Source organism: Sphingomonas sp. MJ1 (PH-R8), from assembly GCF_048058635.1.
GTDB lineage: Bacteria > Pseudomonadota > Alphaproteobacteria > Sphingomonadales > Sphingomonadaceae > Sphingomonas.
On the sequence record NZ_JBBEFX010000016.1, the window covers coordinates 1 to 20,963 of the forward strand.

General features: G+C 70.2%; 20 protein-coding genes. 11 read left to right on the plus strand and 9 right to left on the minus strand.

Annotation, left to right across the window (positions count from 1 at the left end; all coding sequences use genetic code 11):
• Nucleotides 1-133 precede the first annotated feature (133 nt).
• Nucleotides 134-481, plus strand: a complete 348-nt coding sequence (locus VPH46_RS12910; protein WP_416611810.1) for a hypothetical protein — start codon at nucleotides 134-136, stop codon at nucleotides 479-481.
• Between the two features lie 170 nt (nucleotides 482-651).
• On the opposite strand, the gene VPH46_RS12915 is transcribed toward VPH46_RS12910, so the two are convergent.
• The 4 genes from VPH46_RS12915 to VPH46_RS12930 form a co-directional block, all read right to left on the minus strand.
• On the minus strand, nucleotides 652-3,423 hold the full coding sequence (locus VPH46_RS12915) for a [protein-PII] uridylyltransferase (RefSeq protein WP_416611812.1): 2,772 nt from the start codon (nucleotides 3,421-3,423) through the stop codon (nucleotides 652-654).
• A 31-nt stretch (nucleotides 3,424-3,454) separates the two neighbouring features.
• Nucleotides 3,455-4,012 (minus strand): nucleotide exchange factor GrpE, encoded by a 558-nt coding sequence (gene grpE, locus VPH46_RS12920; RefSeq protein WP_125961597.1) that lies wholly within the window; start codon nucleotides 4,010-4,012, stop codon nucleotides 3,455-3,457.
• Between the two features lie 16 nt (nucleotides 4,013-4,028).
• Nucleotides 4,029-5,069 (minus strand): heat-inducible transcriptional repressor HrcA, encoded by a 1,041-nt coding sequence (gene hrcA, locus VPH46_RS12925; RefSeq protein ID WP_125961640.1) that lies wholly within the window; start codon nucleotides 5,067-5,069, stop codon nucleotides 4,029-4,031.
• A gap of 266 nt (nucleotides 5,070-5,335) precedes the next feature.
• Nucleotides 5,336-5,863 (minus strand): DUF6438 domain-containing protein, encoded by a 528-nt coding sequence (locus VPH46_RS12930; RefSeq protein ID WP_416611814.1) that lies wholly within the window; start codon nucleotides 5,861-5,863, stop codon nucleotides 5,336-5,338.
• 84 nt (nucleotides 5,864-5,947) lie between these two features.
• Between VPH46_RS12930 and rph the strand changes: the two genes are divergently transcribed.
• The 3 genes from rph to VPH46_RS12945 all read left to right on the plus strand — a co-directional run bounded on the left by rph (nucleotide 5,948) and on the right by VPH46_RS12945 (nucleotide 8,052).
• Entirely contained in the window at nucleotides 5,948-6,664 is a 717-nt protein-coding gene (gene rph, locus VPH46_RS12935) for a ribonuclease PH (protein WP_125961596.1), read from the plus strand.
• A complete protein-coding gene (gene rdgB, locus VPH46_RS12940) occupies nucleotides 6,661-7,290 on the plus strand; it encodes an RdgB/HAM1 family non-canonical purine NTP pyrophosphatase (protein WP_416611817.1) in 630 nt (209 codons plus the stop codon). Before rph ends, rdgB begins: the two co-directional genes overlap by 4 nt.
• 291 nt (nucleotides 7,291-7,581) lie before the next feature.
• A complete protein-coding gene (locus tag VPH46_RS12945) occupies nucleotides 7,582-8,052 on the plus strand; it encodes a GAF domain-containing protein (protein ID WP_164521315.1) in 471 nt (156 codons plus the stop codon).
• 21 nt (nucleotides 8,053-8,073) lie between these two features.
• Here the strand turns inward: VPH46_RS12945 and VPH46_RS12950 are convergent, their stop codons facing one another.
• The 3 genes from VPH46_RS12950 to VPH46_RS12960 all read right to left on the minus strand — a co-directional run bounded on the left by VPH46_RS12950 (nucleotide 8,074) and on the right by VPH46_RS12960 (nucleotide 10,240).
• The gene (locus VPH46_RS12950) at nucleotides 8,074-8,472 is read right to left on the minus strand and encodes a response regulator (RefSeq protein WP_416611819.1); all 399 of its coding nucleotides are present in this window, start codon (nucleotides 8,470-8,472) and stop codon (nucleotides 8,074-8,076) included.
• A 10-nt stretch (nucleotides 8,473-8,482) separates the two neighbouring features.
• Nucleotides 8,483-9,592, minus strand: a complete 1,110-nt coding sequence (locus tag VPH46_RS12955) for a histidine kinase dimerization/phosphoacceptor domain -containing protein (RefSeq protein ID WP_416611821.1) — start codon at nucleotides 9,590-9,592, stop codon at nucleotides 8,483-8,485.
• Nucleotides 9,593-9,676: 84 nt separating this feature from the next.
• Nucleotides 9,677-10,240 (minus strand): CAP domain-containing protein, encoded by a 564-nt coding sequence (locus tag VPH46_RS12960; RefSeq protein WP_239435261.1) that lies wholly within the window; start codon nucleotides 10,238-10,240, stop codon nucleotides 9,677-9,679.
• Between the two features lie 20 nt (nucleotides 10,241-10,260).
• Between VPH46_RS12960 and hemW the strand changes: the two genes are divergently transcribed.
• Nucleotides 10,261-11,424 (plus strand): radical SAM family heme chaperone HemW, encoded by a 1,164-nt coding sequence (hemW, locus tag VPH46_RS12965; RefSeq protein ID WP_416611824.1) that lies wholly within the window; start codon nucleotides 10,261-10,263, stop codon nucleotides 11,422-11,424.
• Nucleotides 11,425-11,553: 129 nt separating this feature from the next.
• Here hemW and VPH46_RS12970 read toward each other — a convergent pair whose 3' ends face one another.
• On the minus strand, nucleotides 11,554-12,753 hold the full coding sequence (locus VPH46_RS12970; protein ID WP_132883066.1) for a penicillin-binding protein activator: 1,200 nt from the start codon (nucleotides 12,751-12,753) through the stop codon (nucleotides 11,554-11,556).
• A 12-nt stretch (nucleotides 12,754-12,765) separates the two neighbouring features.
• On the opposite strand from VPH46_RS12970, the gene rsmI reads away from it, so the two are divergent.
• The 4 genes from rsmI (at nucleotide 12,766) to VPH46_RS12990 (ending at nucleotide 15,832) form a co-directional block, all read left to right on the plus strand.
• On the plus strand, nucleotides 12,766-13,602 hold the full coding sequence (gene rsmI, locus VPH46_RS12975; RefSeq protein ID WP_416611826.1) for a 16S rRNA (cytidine(1402)-2'-O)-methyltransferase: 837 nt from the start codon (nucleotides 12,766-12,768) through the stop codon (nucleotides 13,600-13,602).
• Entirely contained in the window at nucleotides 13,599-13,952 is a 354-nt protein-coding gene (locus tag VPH46_RS12980; protein ID WP_416611828.1) for a YraN family protein, read from the plus strand. Before rsmI ends, VPH46_RS12980 begins: the two co-directional genes overlap by 4 nt.
• 278 nt (nucleotides 13,953-14,230) lie before the next feature.
• Nucleotides 14,231-15,187 (plus strand): glutathione synthase, encoded by a 957-nt coding sequence (gene gshB, locus VPH46_RS12985; RefSeq protein ID WP_416611830.1) that lies wholly within the window; start codon nucleotides 14,231-14,233, stop codon nucleotides 15,185-15,187.
• Between the two features lie 39 nt (nucleotides 15,188-15,226).
• On the plus strand, nucleotides 15,227-15,832 hold the full coding sequence (locus VPH46_RS12990; protein ID WP_416611832.1) for a DedA family protein: 606 nt from the start codon (nucleotides 15,227-15,229) through the stop codon (nucleotides 15,830-15,832).
• 181 nt (nucleotides 15,833-16,013) lie between these two features.
• Here VPH46_RS12990 and VPH46_RS12995 read toward each other — a convergent pair whose 3' ends face one another.
• Nucleotides 16,014-16,916, minus strand: coding sequence for a tyrosine recombinase XerC (locus VPH46_RS12995; protein WP_416611834.1), 903 nt, complete (start codon nucleotides 16,914-16,916; stop codon nucleotides 16,014-16,016).
• Nucleotides 16,917-16,982: 66 nt separating this feature from the next.
• Here VPH46_RS12995 and VPH46_RS13000 point away from each other — a divergent pair, with 66 nt between their 5' ends.
• Together VPH46_RS13000 and VPH46_RS13005 are read left to right on the plus strand one after the other, a co-directional pair.
• Entirely contained in the window at nucleotides 16,983-18,455 is a 1,473-nt protein-coding gene (locus tag VPH46_RS13000; protein WP_416611836.1) for a diguanylate cyclase domain-containing protein, read from the plus strand.
• Between the two features lie 50 nt (nucleotides 18,456-18,505).
• On the plus strand, nucleotides 18,506-20,677 hold the full coding sequence (locus VPH46_RS13005; protein ID WP_416611838.1) for a primosomal protein N': 2,172 nt from the start codon (nucleotides 18,506-18,508) through the stop codon (nucleotides 20,675-20,677).
• The last annotated feature ends 286 nt before the right edge of the window (nucleotides 20,678-20,963 follow it).

Consider the following 20,963-nt stretch of genomic DNA (forward strand, 5'->3'; position numbering starts at 1 on the left):
TCCCGAAGGTCCTGTGACAGCACTCGCGGCATCCGAGCCGGCCTCCAATCCGGCAAGAAGCCTGAATCAGAAAACCGCGCCCGTGTGAATCCTCAACGATTCAGAAGGACCGGAAACCGCTCTAGCGATCGCTATGGCAAAGGCGGACCGACTTGCTCGTCTTGATGAGCGCAGGGCTGAATTGGAGTCGGAGTATGCGGCGGCCTTGGTTGCGGCGTTACGGACGACGGCAGCAGGGAAATGGGGTCTGTTCGGCCACAACGGCGACCGCTGGACGCCCGCGGCGGTCACTGCGGTCATCGACAATCTGAACGAGCTTGGTGATGCCATCGATGGCGCGCGGGCTCGATTAGGCATGCCGCCGTACGAGCTGCACCAACAGTTCGCAGCGTCACGCGGGCCGGTCGGGCCAGAAGCGGTGGGTGAGCCTAAACAGGCCCAGGCATGGCTCGATCGCCTCGCCGGAGATAACGCCCGCTAAGCGCTTAGCTGCAGCCCGAAGCGGCCAGTGCGCTGCCAAGACTTTCCGTCTTCTGTTTGGTGCAGATCGGCCTGATACCGGGCCGAAGCGTTCGTTACGGTCCTCCACCTGCGCGGCAGGCGTCACGCTCTGTCACCCTGGGCTCCTGCCTGCGCAGGAGCACGTCGGGGCTACGCCCCCACCTCCGCCGATCCCCCCGCCGCCTCCAGCAGCCGCGCCTCCAGCGCGCGGATGCGCGCGGAGGCGGTGATGCGGTCGCCGGTCAGGTCGGTGAGGTAGAAGGTGTCGACCGCCCGCTCGCCGAAGGTCGCGACATGCGCGGAGTGGATCGTTACCTTCGACTGGAACAGCGCGTGCGCGAGATGGTGGAGCAGCGCGGGGCGGTCGCGGGCGTTGACCTCCACCACGGTGAAGCGGTTCGACGCCTGGTTGTCGATCAGCACGTTGGGGGTGATCGAAAAGGCGCCGGCCCGCGGGTGCGGCAGCGGCTTGGCGGACAGGCGCTCGGTCAGGCGGGCACGGTTGGCCAGCGCGTCCGCGATGCCGGTGCGCAGCCGCTCCAGCTGGCCCTCGTCGTCGAAGCGGCCCCCTTGCGGGTTCTGGACCAGGAAATTGTCGAGCGCCATGCCGGCGCGCGTCGTGTGGATGCGCGCGTCGATGATGTTGCCGCCCGCCGCATGGATCGCGCCGGCGATTCGGTAGAACAGGCCGGGATGGTCGGCCGCGTGCACCGTCACCAGCGTCGCATCGCGCTCCGGGTCGGCGACCGTATCGATCGCGAGCGGCGCGTCCCCTGCCCCGTCGATCAGCCGCGCGTTGCGGACCAGCACGTCGCTCGGCTCCGCCACCCAATAGGCTTCGGGCAACTGGCCCACGAAGCTTGCGAGCCGCTCCGCATCCCAGCCGAGCGCCTGCTGCAGCGCCTCCTGCTTGGCGGCGATGCGCTCGCCGCGCCCGCGCTGCTTGTGGCCCAGCCGCAGCACCTCCTCGGCCGAATCGAACAGGGTGGCGAGCAGCTGGCGCTTCCACCCGTTCCAGATGCCCGGCCCCACCGCGCGAATGTCGACCACCGTCAGGATCAGCAGCATGCGCAGCCGCTGCGGGCTCTGCACCACCTCCGCGAAATCGAGGATGGTCTTGAAGTCGGACAGGTCGCGCTTGAACGCCGTCGCCGACATCAGCAGGTGGTGGCGGACCAGCCAGGCGACGGTTTCCGTCTCGGCCGCGGTCAGGCCGAAGCGCGGGCACAGCCGCTCGGCGACTGCCGCGCCCAGGATCGAATGGTCGCCGTCCCGCCCCTTGGCGATGTCGTGCAGGAACACCGCCACATAGAGCGCGCGCCGCTGGACGACGCCCGGAAACAGCGCCGACGACAGCGAATGGTCCTGCATCAGCTCGCCGCGCTCGATCTGGTTGAGCAGGCCGATCGCGCGGATGGTGTGCTCGTCCACCGTATAATGGTGGTACATGTCGAACTGCATCTGCGCGACGACACGGCCGAAGTCCGGCACCAGTCGGCCGAGCACCCCGGCCTCACTCATCCAGCGCAGCACCTTTTCCGGGGTGCGCGGCGAGGTCAGCACGTCCAGGAACAGCGCGTTGGCGCGCGGATCGCGGCGATGGTCGGTGATCAGGTGCGCGTCGCGCGCGGCCGCCCGCATCGCCAGCGGATGCACCTCCACCGCGTGCAGATCCGCCAGCGCGAAGATCTCCACCAGCCGCACCGGGTCCTCGGCAAAGAAGCGGTCGTGCGGCAGCGCCAGGCGACCGCGGTCGAGCACGAAACCCTTGAGCCGGCTCGGCCGGCGGCGCAGCTGCGGCAGGCCGAAGCGGCGCCCGCGCCCGGCGAACTTCTCGTCCAGATGCGCCAGGAACAGCCCGCTCAGATAGCCGACGCGCTTAGCCTGCAGGAAATAGAACTGCATGAACCGCTCGACCTTGGGCTTGCCCGGCCGGTCGGCGTAGCGCATCCGCTCCGCGATCTGGCGCTGCACGTCGAAGGTCAGCCGCTCCTCGGCGCGGCCGGCGATCAGGTGCAGGTGGCAGCGCACCGCCCAGAGGAAGTTCTCGGCGCGCTGGAACTGGCGGTATTCCTGGGGCGTGAACAGGCCGCGGTCCACCAGCTCGGCCGCGCGGCGCACGCCATAGGCGAACTTGCCGATCCAGAAGAGCGCGTGGAGGTCCCTGAGGCCGCCCTTGCCCTCCTTCACGTTGGGTTCGACGACGTAGCGGCTGTCGCCCATCTTGAGGTGGCGCGCTTCCCGCTCGGCGAGCTTCTCGGCCACGAACTGGCGGGCGCCGTCGGCCTGGACCTCGCTCATGAAGCGGGCGGCGGCTTCGTCGTACAGGGCCGAGTCGCCCCACAGGAACCGCCCCTCCAGCAGGGCCGTGCGCACCGTATGGTCGGCCCGCGCCTGGCGGATCATCTCGTCGAGCGAGCGGGACGAATGGCCGACCTTCAGCCCGATGTCCCACAGTGCATAGAGTACTGACTCGATCACCTGCTCGCACCAGGCCGGCTGTTTCCAGGGCGTGAGGAAGCCGATGTCGACGTCCGAGAAGGGCGCCATCTCGCCCCGGCCATAGCCGCCGACCGCGATCATGGTCATCCGCTCGGCCGCCGTCGGGTTCGGATTGGGGTGGAGGCGCGTGACGATGAAGTCGAGCAGCAGCCGCAGCAGCCGGTCCGTCAGATAGGCGCCGGCAGCCGCGGTCTGGAGCCCCTGCGTCGGCTTCTCCTCGAACCGACGCGCGATCTCCGCACGGCCGCGGTCGAGCGCATCCCGCAGCAGCGCGCTGGCCGCGCGCCGCAAGGACGCCGTGTCCGGTGCTTCGAGCGCAGCAAGCTGCTCCGCCAGCGCCCCGCGATCGATGATCGCGCGGCGGTTGGCAAGATGCTCGAAGCGCGGGAGGTTCAGCGCACTGGGCGCGCCTGGGCTCATGACCGCGTCGCCGCGTGCGCCGCCGGTCGCGTCAGGCGTCCGGCTTCTTGGCGACACCCACCAGCGCCGGGCGCAGCAGCCGGTCCTTGATCATGTAGCCGGTCTGGATTTCCTGCACGATCGTGCCCGGCTCCGCATCGTTGCTGGGGATCTCCAGCATCGCCTGGTGACGGTTGGGATCGAGCGCTTCGCCCTGGGCGACGATGCGCGAAATGCCGTGACGTGCGAACACGCTGTCGAGCTCGCGGCCGGTCGCTTCCAGGCCGGTGATCAGGCCCTTCATCTTCTCGTCCTCGCGCAGCTCCGCCGGGATCGCCGACAGCGCGCGCGACAGATTGTCGGCGACGGAGAGGATGTCGCGGGCAAAGCCGGTCGCGGCATAGGCGCGCGCATCCGCCACTTCCTTTTCGGCGCGGCGGCGCACGTTCTGGATGTCGGCCCGGGCATAGAGCAGCTGCGCCTTGGTCTCGGCGAGCTCCGCCTCCAGTTCGCCTGCGCGGTCGTGCTCGGCAACCTCCGGCGCCTCCTGTGCGGTCTCCTCGCGCAGGTCTTCGGGGGTCGCGTTCGGGGTGTTCTCTTCCTGGGTCATTCTCTTCTCTCGAGCATCAGGCCAGCAGACGCGTGAGCGTTGCGGCAGTGAAGTCCACCATGGGCACGACTCGCGCGTAGTTCAACCGCACAGGGCCGATCACCCCGACGACGCCGACCACACGGCCATCGAGCGCGCGCACGGGCTTGGCGATCACCGACGAGCCAGACAGCGCGAACAGCTTGTTTTCCGAGCCAATGAAGATGCGCGCGGCATCGCCTTCGCTCGCCGAGGCCAACAGGCGGGCGATCTCCTCCTTGCCCTCCAGCTCGTCGAGCAGCTGGCGCACCCGGTCGAGGTCGGCGGCGGCGGAGGGATCGAGCAGCCGCGCCTGGCCGCGGACGATCAGCACCGGCCGCCGGTCGCCGTCTTCGCTCCACAGCGCCAGGCCACGCGACACCAGCGTCCGCGCCGCCTCGTCCAGCGCGGCACGCTCGGCCTGGATCTCCTGCTCGATGCCGGTGCGTGCCTCGGCCAGCGTCTGGCCGCCCAGCCGGGCGGTGAGATAGTTGGACGCCTCCACCAGCGCCGACGCGGTCATGCCGGGCGGCAGCTCGACCACCCGGTTCTCGATCGAGCCGTCCGAACCGACCAGCACCGCGAGCGCGCGGTCGTGGCCCAGCGGCGCGAAGCTGAACTGGCGCATCACCACGTCGCGCTTGGGCACCATCACCATGCCCGCGCACGCCGACAGGCCGGACAGCGTGGCGGTGGTACCGGCCAGCGCCTCCTCGATCGAGCCGGCGATGCTCGCCTGCGCCTCGATCGCGGCGCGCTCCTGAGCGGAGGGCTCCATCACGTGCATCATGCCGTCGACGAACAGGCGCAGCCCCTGGTCGGTCGGCATGCGGCCGGCGCTGGTGTGGGGTGCCGCCAGCAGCCCCGCCTCCTCCAGGTCCTGCATGACGTTGCGGATCGAGGCCGGCGACAGGTTCAGCCCGGACATCCGGGCGATGGTGCGCGAACCGACGGGCATGCCGGATTCGAGGTAGGATTCCACCACCTGGCGGAACACGTCGCGCGCGCGGTCGGTCAGCTCGGTGATCGGCGGGTTCATGGGTGTCATGTAGGGGCTGCCGTGCGCCTGCTCCAGAAGTGAAATGCCGGTGCTGGGTTTCCGTTGGCGGGTATCGGGCCCCTCCCCACCCACTACCGTGCTCCGTACTTGGGCTTCCCTTCTTCGTACCCCGGCGGAGGCCGGGGCCCAGTTGGGAAAGTTTGTGGAAGGGACAGTGCGCCCTCACCCACGACGCCGCAACTGGGCCCCGGCCTTCGCCGGGGTACGGTATGTGGGGCTGGCGCTTCCCCGTGGAGGTGGAGCCCTCAGCGCCCGACCGGCCGCTCGCCGAGGAACGCTGCGATCGGCAGCAGCTCGGGTGCGGTGCGCAGCGCCGTACGGGTGTCTCGGTCATCCTCGCCGACACAACCGAGATACTGGTGGAGGTGCCGCGTGCCCCCCGCCCCGCCGGACCAGGTCACGTCCACCGAGGACATGTCGGTCGCATGGTTGGGACACAGCGGCGAGCCCGGCTCGACCCGGCGCTCGCGCTCTTCCGGACGGAACGCGGCCAGCCGATCGGCAAAGGCGCGATATTGGGCCGGCGTCAGCGTGAAATCGCGCGCGCCGGTGACGGCGGTGAACTGCTGCCCCTCGAACGTGCCGGTGCCGTCCGGCCGCACGGTCACGCTGTACACCGGGCAGGTGCCGAAGCAGCGATCGGTGGCAAAGCGGATCGTCTCGCCCGCCGCGGTCGCAGCCTCGCTGCCCGCAGACGCCGTGCCGCCGCCGTTCGAGGTGCACGCCGCCAGCGCCAGTGCCGCGCCCGCCATCATCATCGTCAACCGGATCAAGCCTCGTCTCCCTGTTTCGTCGGACTGGCGGAACGCCCGTCGGCGGTCTAGGTGCCGCCAACGATCTTGCAGGAGACTGAACCCATGCGCCCATCCGGCCGCGCCCCCGACGAGATGCGCGCCATCTCGATCCAGCCCAACTTCACCCGTCACGCCGAAGGTTCGGTGCTGATCGGCTTCGGCGAGACCAAGGTGCTGGTCACCGCCTCCGTCGAAGAGCGCGTACCGCCGTTCCTGCGCGGCAAGGGCGAAGGCTGGGTGACGGCCGAATACGGCATGCTGCCGCGCGCCACCCACACCCGCGGCAGCCGTGAGGCGGCCAAGGGCAAGCAGTCCGGCCGCACCCAGGAGATCCAGCGGCTGATCGGCCGCTCCCTGCGCGCCGTCTGCGACCTCAAGGCGCTGGGCGAGCGCCAGATCACGATCGACTGCGACGTGATCCAGGCCGACGGCGGCACCCGCACCGCCTCCATCTCCGGCGCCTGGGTGGCGCTGCGCCTGGCGGTCGATGGCTTGATGGCCGCCGGCAAGCTCACGGCCGACCCGATCACCCGCCAGGTCGCCGCCGTCAGCTGCGGCATCTATGAGGGCACGCCGGTGCTCGACCTCGACTATCCTGAGGACTCGGCCGCCGACGCCGACGCCAATTTCGTGCTGACCAGCGACGGCAACATCGCCGAAGTCCAGGCGACCGCCGAGGGTGCGTGCTACGACGAGGAAGCGCTGCTCCGCCTGCTGCGCCTCGCCCGCATCGGCTGCGGCGAAATCTTCGCCGCCCAGCTCAAGGCCGCCGGCCGGTGAGCGGCGAAGGCCCCGAGCCCCAGGCGATCCGCAAGCTCTCGCCGGGCAAGCTGGTGATCGCCAGCCACAATCCGGGCAAGGTGCGCGAGATCGCCGAGCTGCTCGGCCCCTATGGCATCGAGCCGATCTCCGCGGGCGCGCTCGACCTGCCGGAGCCCGAGGAGACCGGCACGACCTTCGTCGCCAATGCCGAGCTGAAGGCGCGCCAGGCGGCCGATCTGTCGGGCATGCCGGCGCTGGCCGACGACAGCGGGCTGTGCGTCGAGGCGCTGGGCGGCGAGCCCGGCATCTTTTCCGCGCGCTGGGGCGGCGAGGCCAAGGACTTCGACCTCGCCATGCGCTTGGTCGAGGAACGGCTGGCCGCGCTCGGCCCGGACGTCAGCCGCGACGCGCACTTCGTGTGCGCGCTGGCGCTCGCCTGGCCGGACGGCCACGTCGAATGGTTCGAGGGCCGCGTCGACGGCACGTTGGTGTGGCCGCCGCGCGGGAAGCTCGGCTTCGGCTACGACCCCATGTTCATCGCCAACGGCATGGACCAGAGCTTCGGCGAGATCGACCCGCAGGAAAAGCATGCGATCAGCCACCGCGCCGACGCCTTCCGTCAGCTGGTGGCAGCAGTCCTCTGATCCGGCAGCGGGCGGCGGGCGCCTCGGCACCCGCCGCCGGCACAGTCGAGCGTCGAGATCGACTGCTCCATTTCGGGACGAACCCGCGGCCCGGCAAAGTCTCCCTCAGCATAAGTGCCGACGAACACCCCTATTTTTCCTGACCTCGCCGGATCCGAACGGCTCTTTACTGTGCGAGCGGCTCGCAATATTGACGAAATTCCGGCGGGTACGCGCAAGGCGTGCCGACATCCGAGTCCCGGATGTTGGGGCGATTGGGGGAGGCGTCCAGTGCAGCATATGAGCGCATGGATGAGCGCTTTCGACAAGGAGCGGAAGCGACAGGGGGCCGTCGACGAGAGCGGCGCGCTGGCCCTGCACGGCCATCCCGAGTTGAAGCGGATCGTCGACCTGACCGCTGCCCATTACGGCACCGCCTTCGCGGCCGTCTCCATCATCCACAAGCGCACGCAGGTCCTGCTTGCCGAGCATGGGCTGAACACCCGCGAGACGAGCCGCGACACCGCGATCTGCGCGACCACGATCCACACGCCCGGTGAGCCGCTGATCGTGCCCGACACGCGCGCGGATCCCCGCTTTGTCCATTATGAGACCGTACAGGCCGAGCCCTTCCTGCGCTTCTATGCCGGGGTGCCGGTGCTCGACGGCAACGGCCATGCGCTAGGCGCGCTCTGCGTCGCCGACAGCACGCCCCGCACCACGCCCTTCGACCCGACCCTGCTCACGATCATGGCGCGCGAGGCGGAGCGGCACCTGCAATAGGGCTGCCGCGCGGAAGGACGGTCAGCGGTACAGCGTCAGCGCGGGCGGGACGGCGACCGGCTCGTCGGCCTTCGCGATCTGGCAGGCCGCCAGCACCGTCGCATGCAGCGCGGCGACCGGCACCGGCTTGTTGACGCAGCCGATCACCAGCGGGTGCGGCGCGTCCGCCGGGCAGTTGCCGCTCACATAGACGACCGGGATGCCTTGCTGCGCCAGTCGCGTCGCGACCTCGACGCCGCTGTCGCCGTTCGCGAGGCGCACGTCGCACAGCGCCAGGTCGATCGCGTGCGCGCCGGCGAGATCGAGCGCGGACGGAAGCGTATCCGCCACACCGACCACCCGGTGCCCGCGGGAGATCAGCGCGTCCTCCATCATCATCGCGATCAGCGCTTCGTCTTCGACGATCAGCAGATTGAACATCGGAACGTCTTCAGCTCTTGTTGGCAGTCGAGATGCGGATCGTGAGGCCGTCCGCCCCGGGTTCGACGACGCCGTTCAACTGCCGCAGCAGCGCCCGCGCGAGTCGCCCGGAGAGGGCGTCCGCCCCCGTGCGCACGCCGGCCAGCGTCACGTCCATCCCGGTCCCGCCCGGCTGCTCCGCGATTTCCACCGACGCGGGCTGATCCGGCGCGCCGCCTTCCGCAAAGGCCGTGTGGACGAGAAGCGCCAGGGCCACGCCCTGCTCGATCGGCAGCTTCGCACCGGCCCCGTCCTTCACGGTCAGGGATCCGTCGATCGAACCACCGCCGGCTGCCGTCAAAAGATCGGCAACGGCGACGGTGCTCGGATCGTCCGAGGCATAGAGCGGGCGATGGGCCGACGCGATCACCTCGATCCGGTCGGCAGCCCGCAGCAGCGCGTCGGAGAAGGCACGATCCTCCGCGGAGGTCACTTCCAGGCGCACCACGCTGACGGCGAGCTGCAAGGCGTTGCGCACCCGGTGGTTGAGCTCGCCCAGCAGCTTGTCCCGCTGCTCGATCCCCGCCCGCAGCTCCTGCTCGACCATCAGCCGGTATTTCGCCAGCGCCACGAAATGGCACAGCGTGTGGAGGAAGCTGAGCTCGTCGTCGGTGAAGCGATCGGCCCATTTCCGCCCGAAGCCGAGCGTCCCGATCAGCTGGTCCCCGTGCAGCAGCGGCGTGCACGCATAGGCGTCCAGGCCCACATCCCGGACGAACGCGACCAGCGGGTCCTCGGACTGCTGCACGCCCGTCACATGGAACCGCTGCCGGTCGCGGGCGGCGCACCCGCAGACGGCCTGCCCCAAATCCAGCTCGGCGCCCGCGGCCGCCTGTTCCGGCGTCAATCCGCCATGCGCCTCCAGCACTAGCCGGCCGGCTTCCAGGCGGTAGTTGAAGAACACGTCCAGCCGCAGCTCCGACTGGATCAGGCCGAACAGTTCGTCGACCATGCGGGCAGGATCCTCTGCCGCCAGCAGCCCCTCTGCCGCTTCGGCGACCAGGGCCAGGCGCCGCTGGGGAAGCTCGGGATCGACGATCTGGCCACCCAACGGGATTTCGACGTGCTGCTGAAGCGCCATGCCCGCGGTTTGAACCAAGCGAGCGCCAGCGGCAATGGCTTCGGTCTTTACCTATGTTGTAGCGCCGCGTCCCCGGGACGAGGGCTAATAGACGCGTACGCCGACCAGATTGCCCGGCGGGTCGTAGCGGCACACCAGATAGTCGTCGCGCTTGCTGCTCGCGAGCGCGCAGCCGTATCGCAGCGTCCGACGCGACACCAATTGGCCGTAATGCGCCACGTCCTGCCACCGGCCGGTGCGCGAGAAGTTCGGCACCGGCTGGTGGAGATAGTCGCGCTTCTCGCCGCGCCAGTGACCGATCATCTCCTCATAGCGATAGGCGCCGCGCGTGCCGGTCCACAGATTCTCGCCGATGCGGTTCGCCGCCTGCGACTCCGGCGAATGTTCGAAGCGCCCGGTCCGCGCCAGCGTCTGCGCATAGGCGCGGGCACCTTCGGCAAGCTGGTCCGACCAGACGAGCGGCGGCAGGCCGACCTCCGCCCGCGCGGCATCATGCCCCTGCTGCATCGCCTGGCGCAGCAGCGTCGCCCCGCGGGGCGCCGTGCCCTTGAACGTGCGCGCCTCGACCACGCGGTCTGCCCCTTCCGGGGACGAACAGGCGGCCAGCATCGCCAGCATCGCCCACAGGATGTTTTGCCTCGCTCGCATGCGCACCATATGGGGCGGCGATGTTCCCGGAACAAACCTCCTCGGGCGCCCCGCTGGCGCTCTACGTCCATTGGCCGTTCTGCGTCTCCAAATGCCCCTATTGCGACTTCAACAGCCATGTGCGCGACGTGGTGGACCAGCAGGCGTGGCGCGACGCGCTGCTTGCCGACTTGGCCTATGAGGCGGAACGCCTGCCCGGGCGGCGGCTCGCGTCGATCTTCTTCGGCGGCGGCACCCCCTCGCTGATGCCGCCGGCAACCGTCGCCGCCATCATCGAAGCGGCGACGAGCGCCTGGCCGGCCGAGCCCGGCATCGAGATCACGCTGGAGGCCAACCCCTCGTCGGTGGAGGCAGCCCGCTTCGCGGACCTCGCCGCGGCCGGCGTCAACCGCGTGTCGCTGGGGCTCCAGGCGCTGGACGACGAGGCGCTCGCCTTTCTCGGCCGCGCGCACGGCGTGGACGAGGGCCTCGCCGCGCTCGCGACCGCCCAGCGCCATTTCGGGCGGGTGAGCTTCGACCTCATCTATGCCCGGCCGGGCCAGAGCCTTGCCGCATGGGAAGCCGAGCTGAACCGTGCGCTCGGCTTCGGGACCGAGCACCTGTCGCTCTACCAGCTGACGATCGAGCCGGGCACGCGCTTTGCCACGCTGGCGGCCAAGGGCGCGCTGACGCTGCCCGACGAGGACTTGGCGGCGGACCTGTGGGAGACCACCCAGGCACGCACCGCTGCCGCCGGGCTGCCGCTCTACGAGGTGTCGAACCACGCGCGCCCTGGGGCGGAGAGCCGCCACAACCTCACCTACTGGCGCTACCGCGACTATGCGGGCGTCGGCCCCGGCGCCCACGGGCGGCGCGAGGGCATCGCGACCTTCCGCCGCAAGAAGCCGGAGAACTGGCTGGCCGCAGTCGCGCGCAACGGCCACGGCGCCGAGAGCGAAGTCGCGCTCGCCCCGGCCGAGCGCGTGACGGAGGCGCTGGTGATGGGCTTGCGGATGCGCGAGGGCATCGACCTGACCCGCGTCGCGGCGCTGGGCGGAACGACCATCGACCAAGTGGTCGACCTTAAGGCGGTCGAACGCCTCGCAACCCAGGGCCTGGTGGCGCACGACCGCGACCGGCTGGCGCTCACCCCCGCAGGCATGCCGCTGCTCGATGCGGTGCTGCGGGAAGTGGCGCGAGGCTAGCTACCGCCACCCCGTGCCCCGGCGAAGGCCGGGGCCCAGGTGGGAAGGCGGTCGCGAGGTTCGGGACCTCTTCTACGTGCCCCGCAACTGGGCCCCGGCCTTCGCCGGGGTACAAGAATGGGTGTCGCCCTACTCGAACGAACGCGGTGCCGGAGAGACCGTGGCGGTGGTGCCGCCCCGCACTTCCTGCACCTCCAGCGCGCGCTCGGCGATGCCGTCGCGGCCGAAACGGAAGGCGCCGTCGAGGCCCGCAAAGCCGCCGCTATCGGTCAGCTTGGCTTCCGGGAAGCGGTCGCCCACCTTCCATTCCCGCGCGATGCGGATGGTGAGCAGCACCGAGTCGTAGCCGAGGCTCGACAGGCGGTACGGCGCGGTGCCGAAGCGCGCCCGGTACTTGGTGGCGTACTGGCGATAGAGCCCGTCGGAGACACTCGCGAACCAGGCGCCGTTCAGCGCCGCGTTGCTGCCCACCGCGGAATCGGTGTTCCACAACTCCGTGCCCAGTACCCGCGCGGTTGCCGCCTCGCGGCGCAGCAGCGGCACCGCGGTGGCGGCCGTGCCGGCGGCATCGGCGATCAGCACCGCCTGATAGGGCGAGTTCTTGGGCAGGCGCGTGACCGCCGCGGCAATGCCGCCGTTGCCGCGGTTGTAGGTCTGGAGCGACACGACCTGCCCGCCCGCGCTCTCGACCGCGCGCAGAAAGGCGGTGGAGGCGCGCTGGCCATAGACGCCGGTCGGCACCAGCCCGGCAAAGCTGGTGATGCCGGTCTGCTTGGCATAGTCCACGACGCGGCTGATCGACTGCGACGGCGAATAGCCCATCACATAGGCGCCGTTGCCCGCGACGGTGATGTCGTTGGAATAGCTCAGCACCGGCACGCCCGCACGCTTGGCGATCGGCGCCACCGCGCGCACGTCCTCGGACAGGAGCGGCCCCAGGATCAGGCGATTGCCCTCCGCCAGCGCGCGCTGCGCCGCCGCCGCCGCGCCGGTCGCGGTGTCATAGGTGGTGATCCGCACCTGCTCGCTGCGCGAATCGAGCAGCGCGAGCTGGGTCGCGTTGGCGAGGCTCTGGCCCACGCCGGCATTGGGGCCGGTGAGCGGCACCAGCAGCGCGACGCGGTGGCGCTGCTTGTCCTCCGGGATCCCCGGCTGGACCGTTTCCGGGCCGGTGCCCTGCGTCGGCTGCTCCTTGGGCGGCGGCGGCGCGCGGTCCGGCACCCCCCGCGGTACCAGCGTCTGGCACCCCGCCAGCAGCAGCGCTCCCGCGACGGCCGCCGTGCGGATCAATCGACGCGTCCATTGCGGTACGGTTGCCGCCTCTGCCATGACATTCCCCTGATGAACGCACCACTATCCCCCGGCCTCTACATCGTCGCGACCCCGATCGGCAATCTCGGCGACCTTTCCCCCCGCGCGGCGGCGGTGCTGTCGGCCGCCGACGTGATCGCGGTGGAGGACAGCCGCGTCACCGCCGGCCTGCTCCGCCACATCGGCACCAAGCGGCCGATGGTGCCGTATCACGACCACAACGCCGAAGGGGTCCGGCCCGGGCTGGTCGCGCGCATGGGGCACGAGGCGGTGGCCCTGGTGTCCGACGCGGGCACGCCGCTGATCTCAGACCCCGGCTACAAGCTGGTGCGCGATGCGCGCGCGGCAGGCCATCTGGTGGTGACGGTGCCGGGGCCCTGCGCGGCGATCTCCGCGCTGACGCTCGCGGGGCTTCCGACCGACCGCTTCTTCTACCTCGGCTTCCTGCCGCCCAAGCAGCATGCCCGTGCCGAGGCGATCGCCGAGATCGCGGCGGTACGCGCGACCCTGGTGCTCTACGAAAGCGGCCCACGCCTCGCCGCGACCCTTGCGGCCCTCGCCGAGGGACTCGGCGACCGCGAAGCCGCGGTCGCGCGCGAGATCACCAAGAAGTTCGAGGAATGCGTGACCGGCACGCTCTCCCAACTCGCCGAACGCTATACCGAGGCCCCGCCCAAGGGGGAGATCGTGATCGTCGTGGCACCGCCCGGCGAAGCACCCCCGGCCGACGCGGACACCGCCGATGCCGCGCTCGTCGAAGCCCTCGGCCGCCTCCCCGTCTCCAAGGCGGCGGGCGAAGTCGCCAAGAAGCTCGGGCTCGACCGCAAGCTACTCTACGCGCGGGCGATGGAATTGAAGGGCCAATGAGGGACCGCCGCGCGGCCGAGGCGCAGGGCCGCGCGGGCGAGCGCTGGGCGGCCTGGTACCTGCGGCTAAAGGGCTGGCGGATCCTTGACCGGCGGGTCCGCACGCGCGCCGGCGAGGTGGACCTGGTCGCGCGACGCGGATCGGTGGTGGCGTTCGTGGAGGTAAAGGCGCGCGGGAGCGCGGCGGCACTCGACCTCGCCATCGACGAGCGGCGCCTGCGACGGGTGGCCGCGGCGGCGGAGATGCTGATGCCGCGCTACGCCGGGCCGGACGACGACATCCGCATCGACGTGGTGCTGGTCGCGCGCGGCGTTCAGGTACGTCACATCGAGAATGCGTGGATCGGGTGAGCGGGGATCAGGTTACCACCCTCTCCCCTCCCCGTTTGTCTCGAGTAGGGATCGAGCTTGTCGAGAGCCCGTATCGAGAGAGCCACAACGACCGACCTCTCGATACGCCGTCTCGACAAGCTCGACGGCTACTCGAGGCGAACGGGTCTGGGGAGGATACCGCTCGAGACGAACGGGCTTAGGGGAGAGCGCAAACAGTTCGGACCGGATCCGCCCCGCCCACCCGTGACAATCCCCGCGCCCGCGCCTACCTCCCGCGGGCAACAAGGAGTTCCCGCATGCCGCTGACCGTCGCCGTCCAGATGGATCCGCTCCATTCGATCAACATCGCAGGCGACTCGAGCTTCGCGCTGATGCTGGCGGCACAGGCGCGCGGGCACCGGCTGTTTCACTATGCGGCAGAGGACCTGAACTACCAGGCCGGACGCGTCTGGACGCGCGCGCATCCGGTGACGGTGCAGCGGGTGGAGGGCAACCACTTCAGCTTCGGCGATCCCGTGAAGCTCGACCTGGGCGACCAGGCGGACGTGGTGCTGATGCGCCAGGACCCGCCCTTCGACCTCGGCTACATCACCGCCACCCACCTGCTCGACCGCATCACCGATCGCACGCTGGTGGTGAACGACCCCGCCAACGTCCGCAATGCGCCCGAAAAGCTGTTCGTGCTCGACTATGCGCACTTCATGCCGCCGACGCTGGTCACGCGATCGGTCGAGGAAGCGCGGCTGTTCCTGGCCGAGCATCGCTCGATCGTGGTGAAGCCGCTCCACGGCAACGGCGGCAAAGCGATCTTCAAGATCGACCAAGACGGGCAGAACCTCTCCTCGCTGATCGAGGTGTTCAACACCGCCTATCGCGAGCCGCACATGGTGCAGGCGTTCCTCCCGGAGATCGTGGAGGGCGACAAGCGCATCGTGCTGGTCGACGGGGAGGTGGCAGGCGCGATCAACCGCATGCCGGGCGAGGGCGAGATCCGCTCCAACCTGGCGGTCGGCGGGTCGGCGGCGAAGACCGAACTCACGGAGCGCGAGCGCGAGATCTGCGCGGAACTCGGCCCGGAGCTCCGGCGCCGCGGGCTGCTGTTCGTCGGCATCGACGTGATCGGCGGCAAGTGGCTGACCGAGATCAACGTCACCTCCCCCACCGGCATCGTCGCGATCGACCGCTTCAACGGCACCGACACCGGCGCGATGATCTGGGACGCGATCGAGCGGCGGGTAGCAGAACGCGGCTGAACTTGGCCCCCGCCCCGCATCTAGCGCGTTAGCCTCGTCATGACCGACTTCATCCTCGATGCGATCGCCTGGGGCGGCTACCTCGGCATCGCCCTCTTGATGGCGCTCGAGAACGTCGTGCCGCCGGTTCCGTCGGAAGTGATCATGGGGCTGGGCGGCATGGCGGTCGCCCGCGGCACCATGTCGATGGCGCCGCTGGTACTGTGGGGCACGGTCGGGTCGGTTGCGGGCAACTATTTCTGGTACGCGCTCGGCCGGCGCTTCGGCTACCTCGGCCTCAAGCCCTTCGTCGACCGCTGGGGCCGCTGGCTGACGCTGGAGTGGGAGGATGTGGAGAAGCTCCAGCGCTTCTTTTACGCGCGCGGCGCCTGGGTGGTGTTCGTGTTCCGCTTCCTGCCCACCTTCCGCACCATGGTGTCGCTGCCCGCCGGCATGGCCTGCATGCCGCACTGGCGCTTCATCCTGGCGACCTTCACCGGCAGCGCGATCTGGAACGCGGTGCTCGCCTGGGCCGGGCTCTACTTCGGCTCCAACTTCCGCGAGCTGGAGCAATATGTCGGCCCGGTCACCATCGCCCTCTCCGTCATCATCGTTGTCGGCTACGTCTATCGCGTCGTCACCTGGAAGCCGCGGGCGGAGCGGTGATCCGGTCCTGGTTCGACAGGCGAAGCCGCGCGGAGCCGCCAAAAATCGCCGTTCGTGCTGAGTAGGGGCTGAGCCTGTCGAAGCACCGTATCGAAGCACCCGTGGCGATCCTTCGATACGCCATTTCGACTTCGCTCAATGGCTACTCAGGACGAACGGGGGACGCGGCATCACCGCACGCTCACGCTCGCGGGTGCGCGTTGCGATAGACGTCGAGCAGATGCGCGGCATCCACCGCCGTATAGACCTGGGTCGAACTCAGGCTCGCATGCCCCAGCAGTTCCTGCAGCGCGCGCAGGTCCGCGCCGCGGCCGAGCAGATGGGTGGCAAAGCTGTGCCGCAGCGCATGCGGCGTCGTGCGGTCGCCCAGCCCCAGCCGCACCCGCGCCGCCCGCACCGACCGGCGCACGACCCCTGCCGCCAGCGGGCCCCCTTTGGCGCCGCGAAACAGCTCGGCATCGCGCGCCGTGCCCCAGGGGTTGAGCCGCACATAGGCGTCGATCGCGTCGCGCACCGGGGGCAGCAGCGGCACCATCCGCGTCTTGGCGCGCTTGCCGGTCACCGCGATCGCCTCGCCCAGCGGCAGCACCGCCCCGGTCAGTCCCAGCGCCTCGCCGATGCGCAGGCCGGCGCCGTACAGCAGCAGCAGCACCGCCCAGTCGCGCGCGGCGATCCAGGGCTCGGCAGCGTCCTCCGACACGTCCTCCGCCAGGGCGATCGCCTCGTCGGGCGAGATCGGGCGCGGCACGCCCTTTTTCACGCGCGGCCCCTTCACCCGCGGCAGCGACGCGCCCTCCCCGCCCACATAGGCAAGAAAACCGCGCACCGCCGACAGCTCGCGCGCGGCCGAGGCGTTGCCGAGCCCCTCCGCGCGGCGGTGCGCCAGGAAGGCACGCAGGTCGGTCGCGGAGAGCGCCTTCAGCTCCGCCTCGCCGACCGGCCCGCCCAGGTGGCCGCGCAGGAACGCCAGCAGCCGCTCGGCCGTCGCCTGGTACGCGCGCACCGTATGGACGGAGCGGCGGCGATCCCGCGCCAGGTGGCGTCCGTAGCGCAGCGGCAGCGGCTCGGCGCCCGTCTCATCCACCGCTTCCACCTGCCAACCCCCAAGAAAAGTTACGGAAAATCAACTCCGCCGCGCTAGCCGTGGCGAATGCCGGAGCGTTTGTACAATGCTGCGCGCGAAATCGCGATCTCGCCGGCGGAGCTCCAGACGCTGCTTGCCGCAGCGCCGGACGCCGCCTTCGAAATGGTCGCGAAGGTCGCCCGGGAACTGATCGCCGCCCCCATCGCTGCGGTGAACCTGATCGAGGGCGACCGCTTCTGGGTGAAGGCAGGCTATGGCATGCCGAAACAGCCGCTGCCCCGGGCCGAGGCGTTCTGCGACGTGACGGTCGACAGCGATGCCCCCCTGGTGGTGGACGACGCGACGACCGACCCGCGCTTCCGCAGCCTGGCGGTGGTGACCGCGGCCGATCCGGTCCGCTTCTATGCCGGGGTGCCGCTGCACGTCACCGATCGCGTGCGCCAGGTGACGGAGGCGGTCGGCACGCTGTGCATCATGGACGTGATCCCGCGCTCGCTGCCGCCCGGCGCGCTCGCCGTCCTGCGCCAGCTCGGCGACATCCTCGAAAAGGTGATCGAGGCGGAGGTGGCGACGGCAGGCGCCGTGGCGATCGCCCGCACCGCCGCGGAACAGAGCCTGCAACTGCGCCGTCATGACCTGACCTTCCGCCAGGCCGAACGGCTCGCCCGCATCGGCTCCTGGTGGTTCTCGCTCGAAACCGACGAGACCCTGTGGTCGGAAGGCATGTACCGGATCTACGAGCTGCCGGCGAACACCGCCCTCTCCGTGGACGAGGCGATCGGCTTCTTCAGCGGCATCAGCCGGCCGGACCTGGCGGCGTTGGTCGAGAAGACGACGCAAACGGGCGAGCCGTTCACGCTGGAACTGGATTTCGTCACCGCCAAGGGCAACCAACGGCGCGTCCGATCGATCGCGCACGTCGAGTTCGAGGAGGGGCGCGCCACCGGCGTCAGCGGGGTGATGCAGGACATCACCGAGCATTGGCTGCTGGAGGAAAAGCTCCGCCGCTCGGCCGACACCGATTCCCTCACCGGCATCGCCAACCGGAGCGCGTTCAACCGTGCCCTGTCCGAAGCGATCGACCGCGCGCGCAGCACCCAGGCGCCGTTTGCGCTGATGCTGATCGACCTGGACGAGTTCAAGGGGATCAACGACACCCATGGCCATGTCGTCGGCGACGACATGCTGCGCGCGGTCGGCGCGCGCCTGCGCGATCCGATGCTCGCCGGCAGCCTCGCCGCACGGCTCGGCGGCGACGAGTTCGCGCTGATCGTGACCGACCCGGCTCTCCATGCGGATCTGCCGGGCGTCGCCGGGCGGCTGCTGGAACAGCTTCGCCAGCCGGTAGAGACCGCGGCGGGCGTGCTGCCGATCTCCGCCACCATCGGCTATGCCCGGTTCGAGGACTGCCCCGAAACCGCCCGCGGCTTCATCCATTGCGCCGACAAGGCGCTCTACGAGGCCAAGCGCGAGCGGCGCGGCTCCGCCCGCGGCTACCGCACCTTCGGCCGCCGCAGCAGCGACGAACCGGCGGGCTGACGCACGGGCGATTCCCAATCGCGGGCAGCGTCCCTATCTAGGGGCTCTCCATGACTTCCTCCCGCGTCCGTGTCCTTGTCCTCAACGCCGCCCTCGGCCCCCTCGACTATCGCGTGCCCCACGGCATGACGGTCGAGCCGGGCTCGATCGTGATCGCGCCGCTCGGCCCCCGCCAGCTGCTGGGCGTGGTGTGGGAGCCGGAGCGGCTGCCCTGCGAGGAAGTGGGCGACAACCGCCTGCGCCCGCTGCTGGGCGTGGTGGACGCGCCGCCGATCCCCGCCCCCTTGCGCCGGCTGATCGAGTGGACCGCCGACTATTATCTCGCCGCCCCCGCCTCGGTGCTGCGCATGGCGCTGTCCTCCACCTCGGCGCTGGAGGGCGCGAAGCTCGCGACCGAATATCGCGCGACCGGCCAGGTGCCCGACCGGCTCACCCCGCAGCGCGAGCAGGCGCTGGAGCGGATCGGCGACCGCCAGGGGCTGGTGCGCGAGCTCGCCACCATGGCCGACGTGTCGGAGGCGGTGGTGCGTGGGCTGGTGAAGGCTGGCGCGATCGAGGCGGTGAGCGTCGACATCGACGTGCCCTATCCGATTCCCGATCCGGCCCATGGCGTGCCGGTGCTGTCCGAACAGCAGGCTGAGGTCGCGGGCGTGCTGTGCGACGCGGTCGCGACCCAGCCGTTCCGGCCCTTCCTGCTCGACGGCGTCACCGGATCGGGCAAGACCGAGGTCTATTTCGAGGCGATCGCCGCTGCCATCGCGGCGGGCAAGCAGAGCCTGGTGCTGCTCCCCGAAATCGCGCTCACCGAACCCTTCCTCAAGCGCTTCCACGCCCGCTTCGGCTGCGAGCCGGTGGCGTGGCACTCCGACCTGCGCTCCACCCAGCGGCGGCGTGCGTGGCGGGCGATTGCCACCGGCCAGGCGCTGGTGACGGTCGGCGCGCGATCGGCGCTATTCCTGCCGTACGCCGATCTCGGGCTGATCGTGGTCGACGAGGCGCATGAGACCAGCTTCAAGCAGGAGGAAGGCGTCCACTATCACGCGCGCGACGTGGCGGTGATGCGCGGGCTGTTCGAACGTTGCCCGGTGGTGCTCGCCTCCGCCACCCCCGCGATCGAGACCCGCCACCAGGTCGCACTCGGCCGCTACACCGAACTCAAGCTGCCCGGCCGCTACGGCAAGGCAGAGCTGCCCGCCATCGAGCCGATCGACCTGATCGCCGAGCCGCCGATCCGCGGGCGCTGGATCGCGCCCAAGCTGGTCAACGCGATCGACGAGACGCTGGCCCGCGGCGAGCAGGCGCTGTTGTTCCTCAACCGCCGCGGCTATGCGCCGCTCACCCTGTGCCGGTCGTGCGGGCACCGTTTCCAGTGCCCCAACTGCACCGCCTGGATGGTCGAGCACCGGCTGATCCACCGCCTGTCCTGCCACCATTGCGGGCACATGATCCCGACGCCACGCAAATGCCCGGAGTGCGATGCCGAGGATGCGCTGGTCGCCTGCGGCCCCGGCGTCGAGCGCATCGCCGATGAAGCCGCCGCGCTGTTCCCCGAAGCGCGCATCGCGATCGTCACGTCCGACACGCTCTGGTCGCCGGCCAAGGCCGCCGAGTTCGTCAACCGGATGGAGGCGGGCGAGATCGACCTGGTGGTCGGCACCCAGCTGGTGACCAAGGGCTATCACTTCCCCAACCTGACGCTGGTCGGCGTGATCGACGCCGACCTGGGCCTCGCCGGCGGCGATCTGCGCGCGGCAGAGCGCACGTTCCAGCAGATCATGCAGGTCGCCGGACGCGCCGGGCGCGGCGAGAAGCCGGGACACGTCTTCATCCAGACGACCGCACCGGACGCGGCGGTGATGCGTGCGCTGGTGTCGGGCGATGCCGAGAGCTTCTACGCCGCCGAGACCGAGGCGCGGCAGGAGGCGGAGGTGCCGCCCTTCGGCCGCTATGCCGCGATCATCGTCTCGTCGGAGGACAAGGACGCCGCCAACGACGCCGCCCGCCGCATCGGCCGCGCCGCGCCCGAGGTGGAGGGGCTGCACGTCTTCGGCCCCGCCCCCGCCCCGCTCGCGATGCTGCGCGGCCGCCACCGCTTCCGCCTGCTGGTCCATGCTCGCCGACAGCTCGACGTGCAGGACGTGATCCGCGACTGGCTCGGCAGCGTCGAATGGTCGGCCAAGGTGCGCGTGGCGGTGGACGTGGACCCGTATAACTTCCTGTAGGGACGCCCTGCCCCGTCGTCACGCAGGTCGTGAACCCATCAAGCGTCGAACTCCCCTCCCTGGAAGGGAGGGGCTGGGGGTGGGTACGAGCGCAAGCGAGCCGCGGCGCGCGGAACAGAAGCGACGGCCGAGGCATCGAGCCTCGTCCGCCGCTGACCCACCCCCGCCCCCTCCCTTGCAGGGAGGGGAGTCAAGGTTGGCTATCGATGACCCCGGGCGTCTGGCACTTGATCCAACACTATCGTCCGTAGGTTCACGACGCAGGAGGATGGCGACCGGGAAGCCG

Coding starts and splice junctions, on each gene's coding strand:
- VPH46_RS12910 (WP_416611810.1), top strand. CDS start 134: ATGGCAAAGGCGGACCGACTTGCTCGTCTTGATGAGCGCAGGGCTGAA.
- VPH46_RS12915 (WP_416611812.1), bottom strand. CDS start 3,423: ATGAGCCCAGGCGCGCCCAGTGCGCTGAACCTCCCGCGCTTCGAGCAT.
- grpE (WP_125961597.1), bottom strand. CDS start 4,012: ATGACCCAGGAAGAGAACACCCCGAACGCGACCCCCGAAGACCTGCGC.
- hrcA (WP_125961640.1), bottom strand. CDS start 5,069: ATGAACCCGCCGATCACCGAGCTGACCGACCGCGCGCGCGACGTGTTC.
- rph (WP_125961596.1), top strand. CDS start 5,948: ATGCGCCCATCCGGCCGCGCCCCCGACGAGATGCGCGCCATCTCGATC.
- VPH46_RS12945 (WP_164521315.1), top strand. CDS start 7,582: ATGAGCGCTTTCGACAAGGAGCGGAAGCGACAGGGGGCCGTCGACGAG.
- VPH46_RS12950 (WP_416611819.1), bottom strand. CDS start 8,472: ATGTTCAATCTGCTGATCGTCGAAGACGAAGCGCTGATCGCGATGATG.
- VPH46_RS12955 (WP_416611821.1), bottom strand. CDS start 9,592: ATGGCGCTTCAGCAGCACGTCGAAATCCCGTTGGGTGGCCAGATCGTC.
- VPH46_RS12960 (WP_239435261.1), bottom strand. CDS start 10,240: ATGCGAGCGAGGCAAAACATCCTGTGGGCGATGCTGGCGATGCTGGCC.
- hemW (WP_416611824.1), top strand. CDS start 10,261: ATGTTCCCGGAACAAACCTCCTCGGGCGCCCCGCTGGCGCTCTACGTC.
- VPH46_RS12970 (WP_132883066.1), bottom strand. CDS start 12,753: ATGGCAGAGGCGGCAACCGTACCGCAATGGACGCGTCGATTGATCCGC.
- rsmI (WP_416611826.1), top strand. CDS start 12,766: ATGAACGCACCACTATCCCCCGGCCTCTACATCGTCGCGACCCCGATC.
- VPH46_RS12980 (WP_416611828.1), top strand. CDS start 13,599: ATGAGGGACCGCCGCGCGGCCGAGGCGCAGGGCCGCGCGGGCGAGCGC.
- gshB (WP_416611830.1), top strand. CDS start 14,231: ATGCCGCTGACCGTCGCCGTCCAGATGGATCCGCTCCATTCGATCAAC.
- VPH46_RS12990 (WP_416611832.1), top strand. CDS start 15,227: ATGACCGACTTCATCCTCGATGCGATCGCCTGGGGCGGCTACCTCGGC.
- VPH46_RS13000 (WP_416611836.1), top strand. CDS start 16,983: ATGCCGGAGCGTTTGTACAATGCTGCGCGCGAAATCGCGATCTCGCCG.
- VPH46_RS13005 (WP_416611838.1), top strand. CDS start 18,506: ATGACTTCCTCCCGCGTCCGTGTCCTTGTCCTCAACGCCGCCCTCGGC.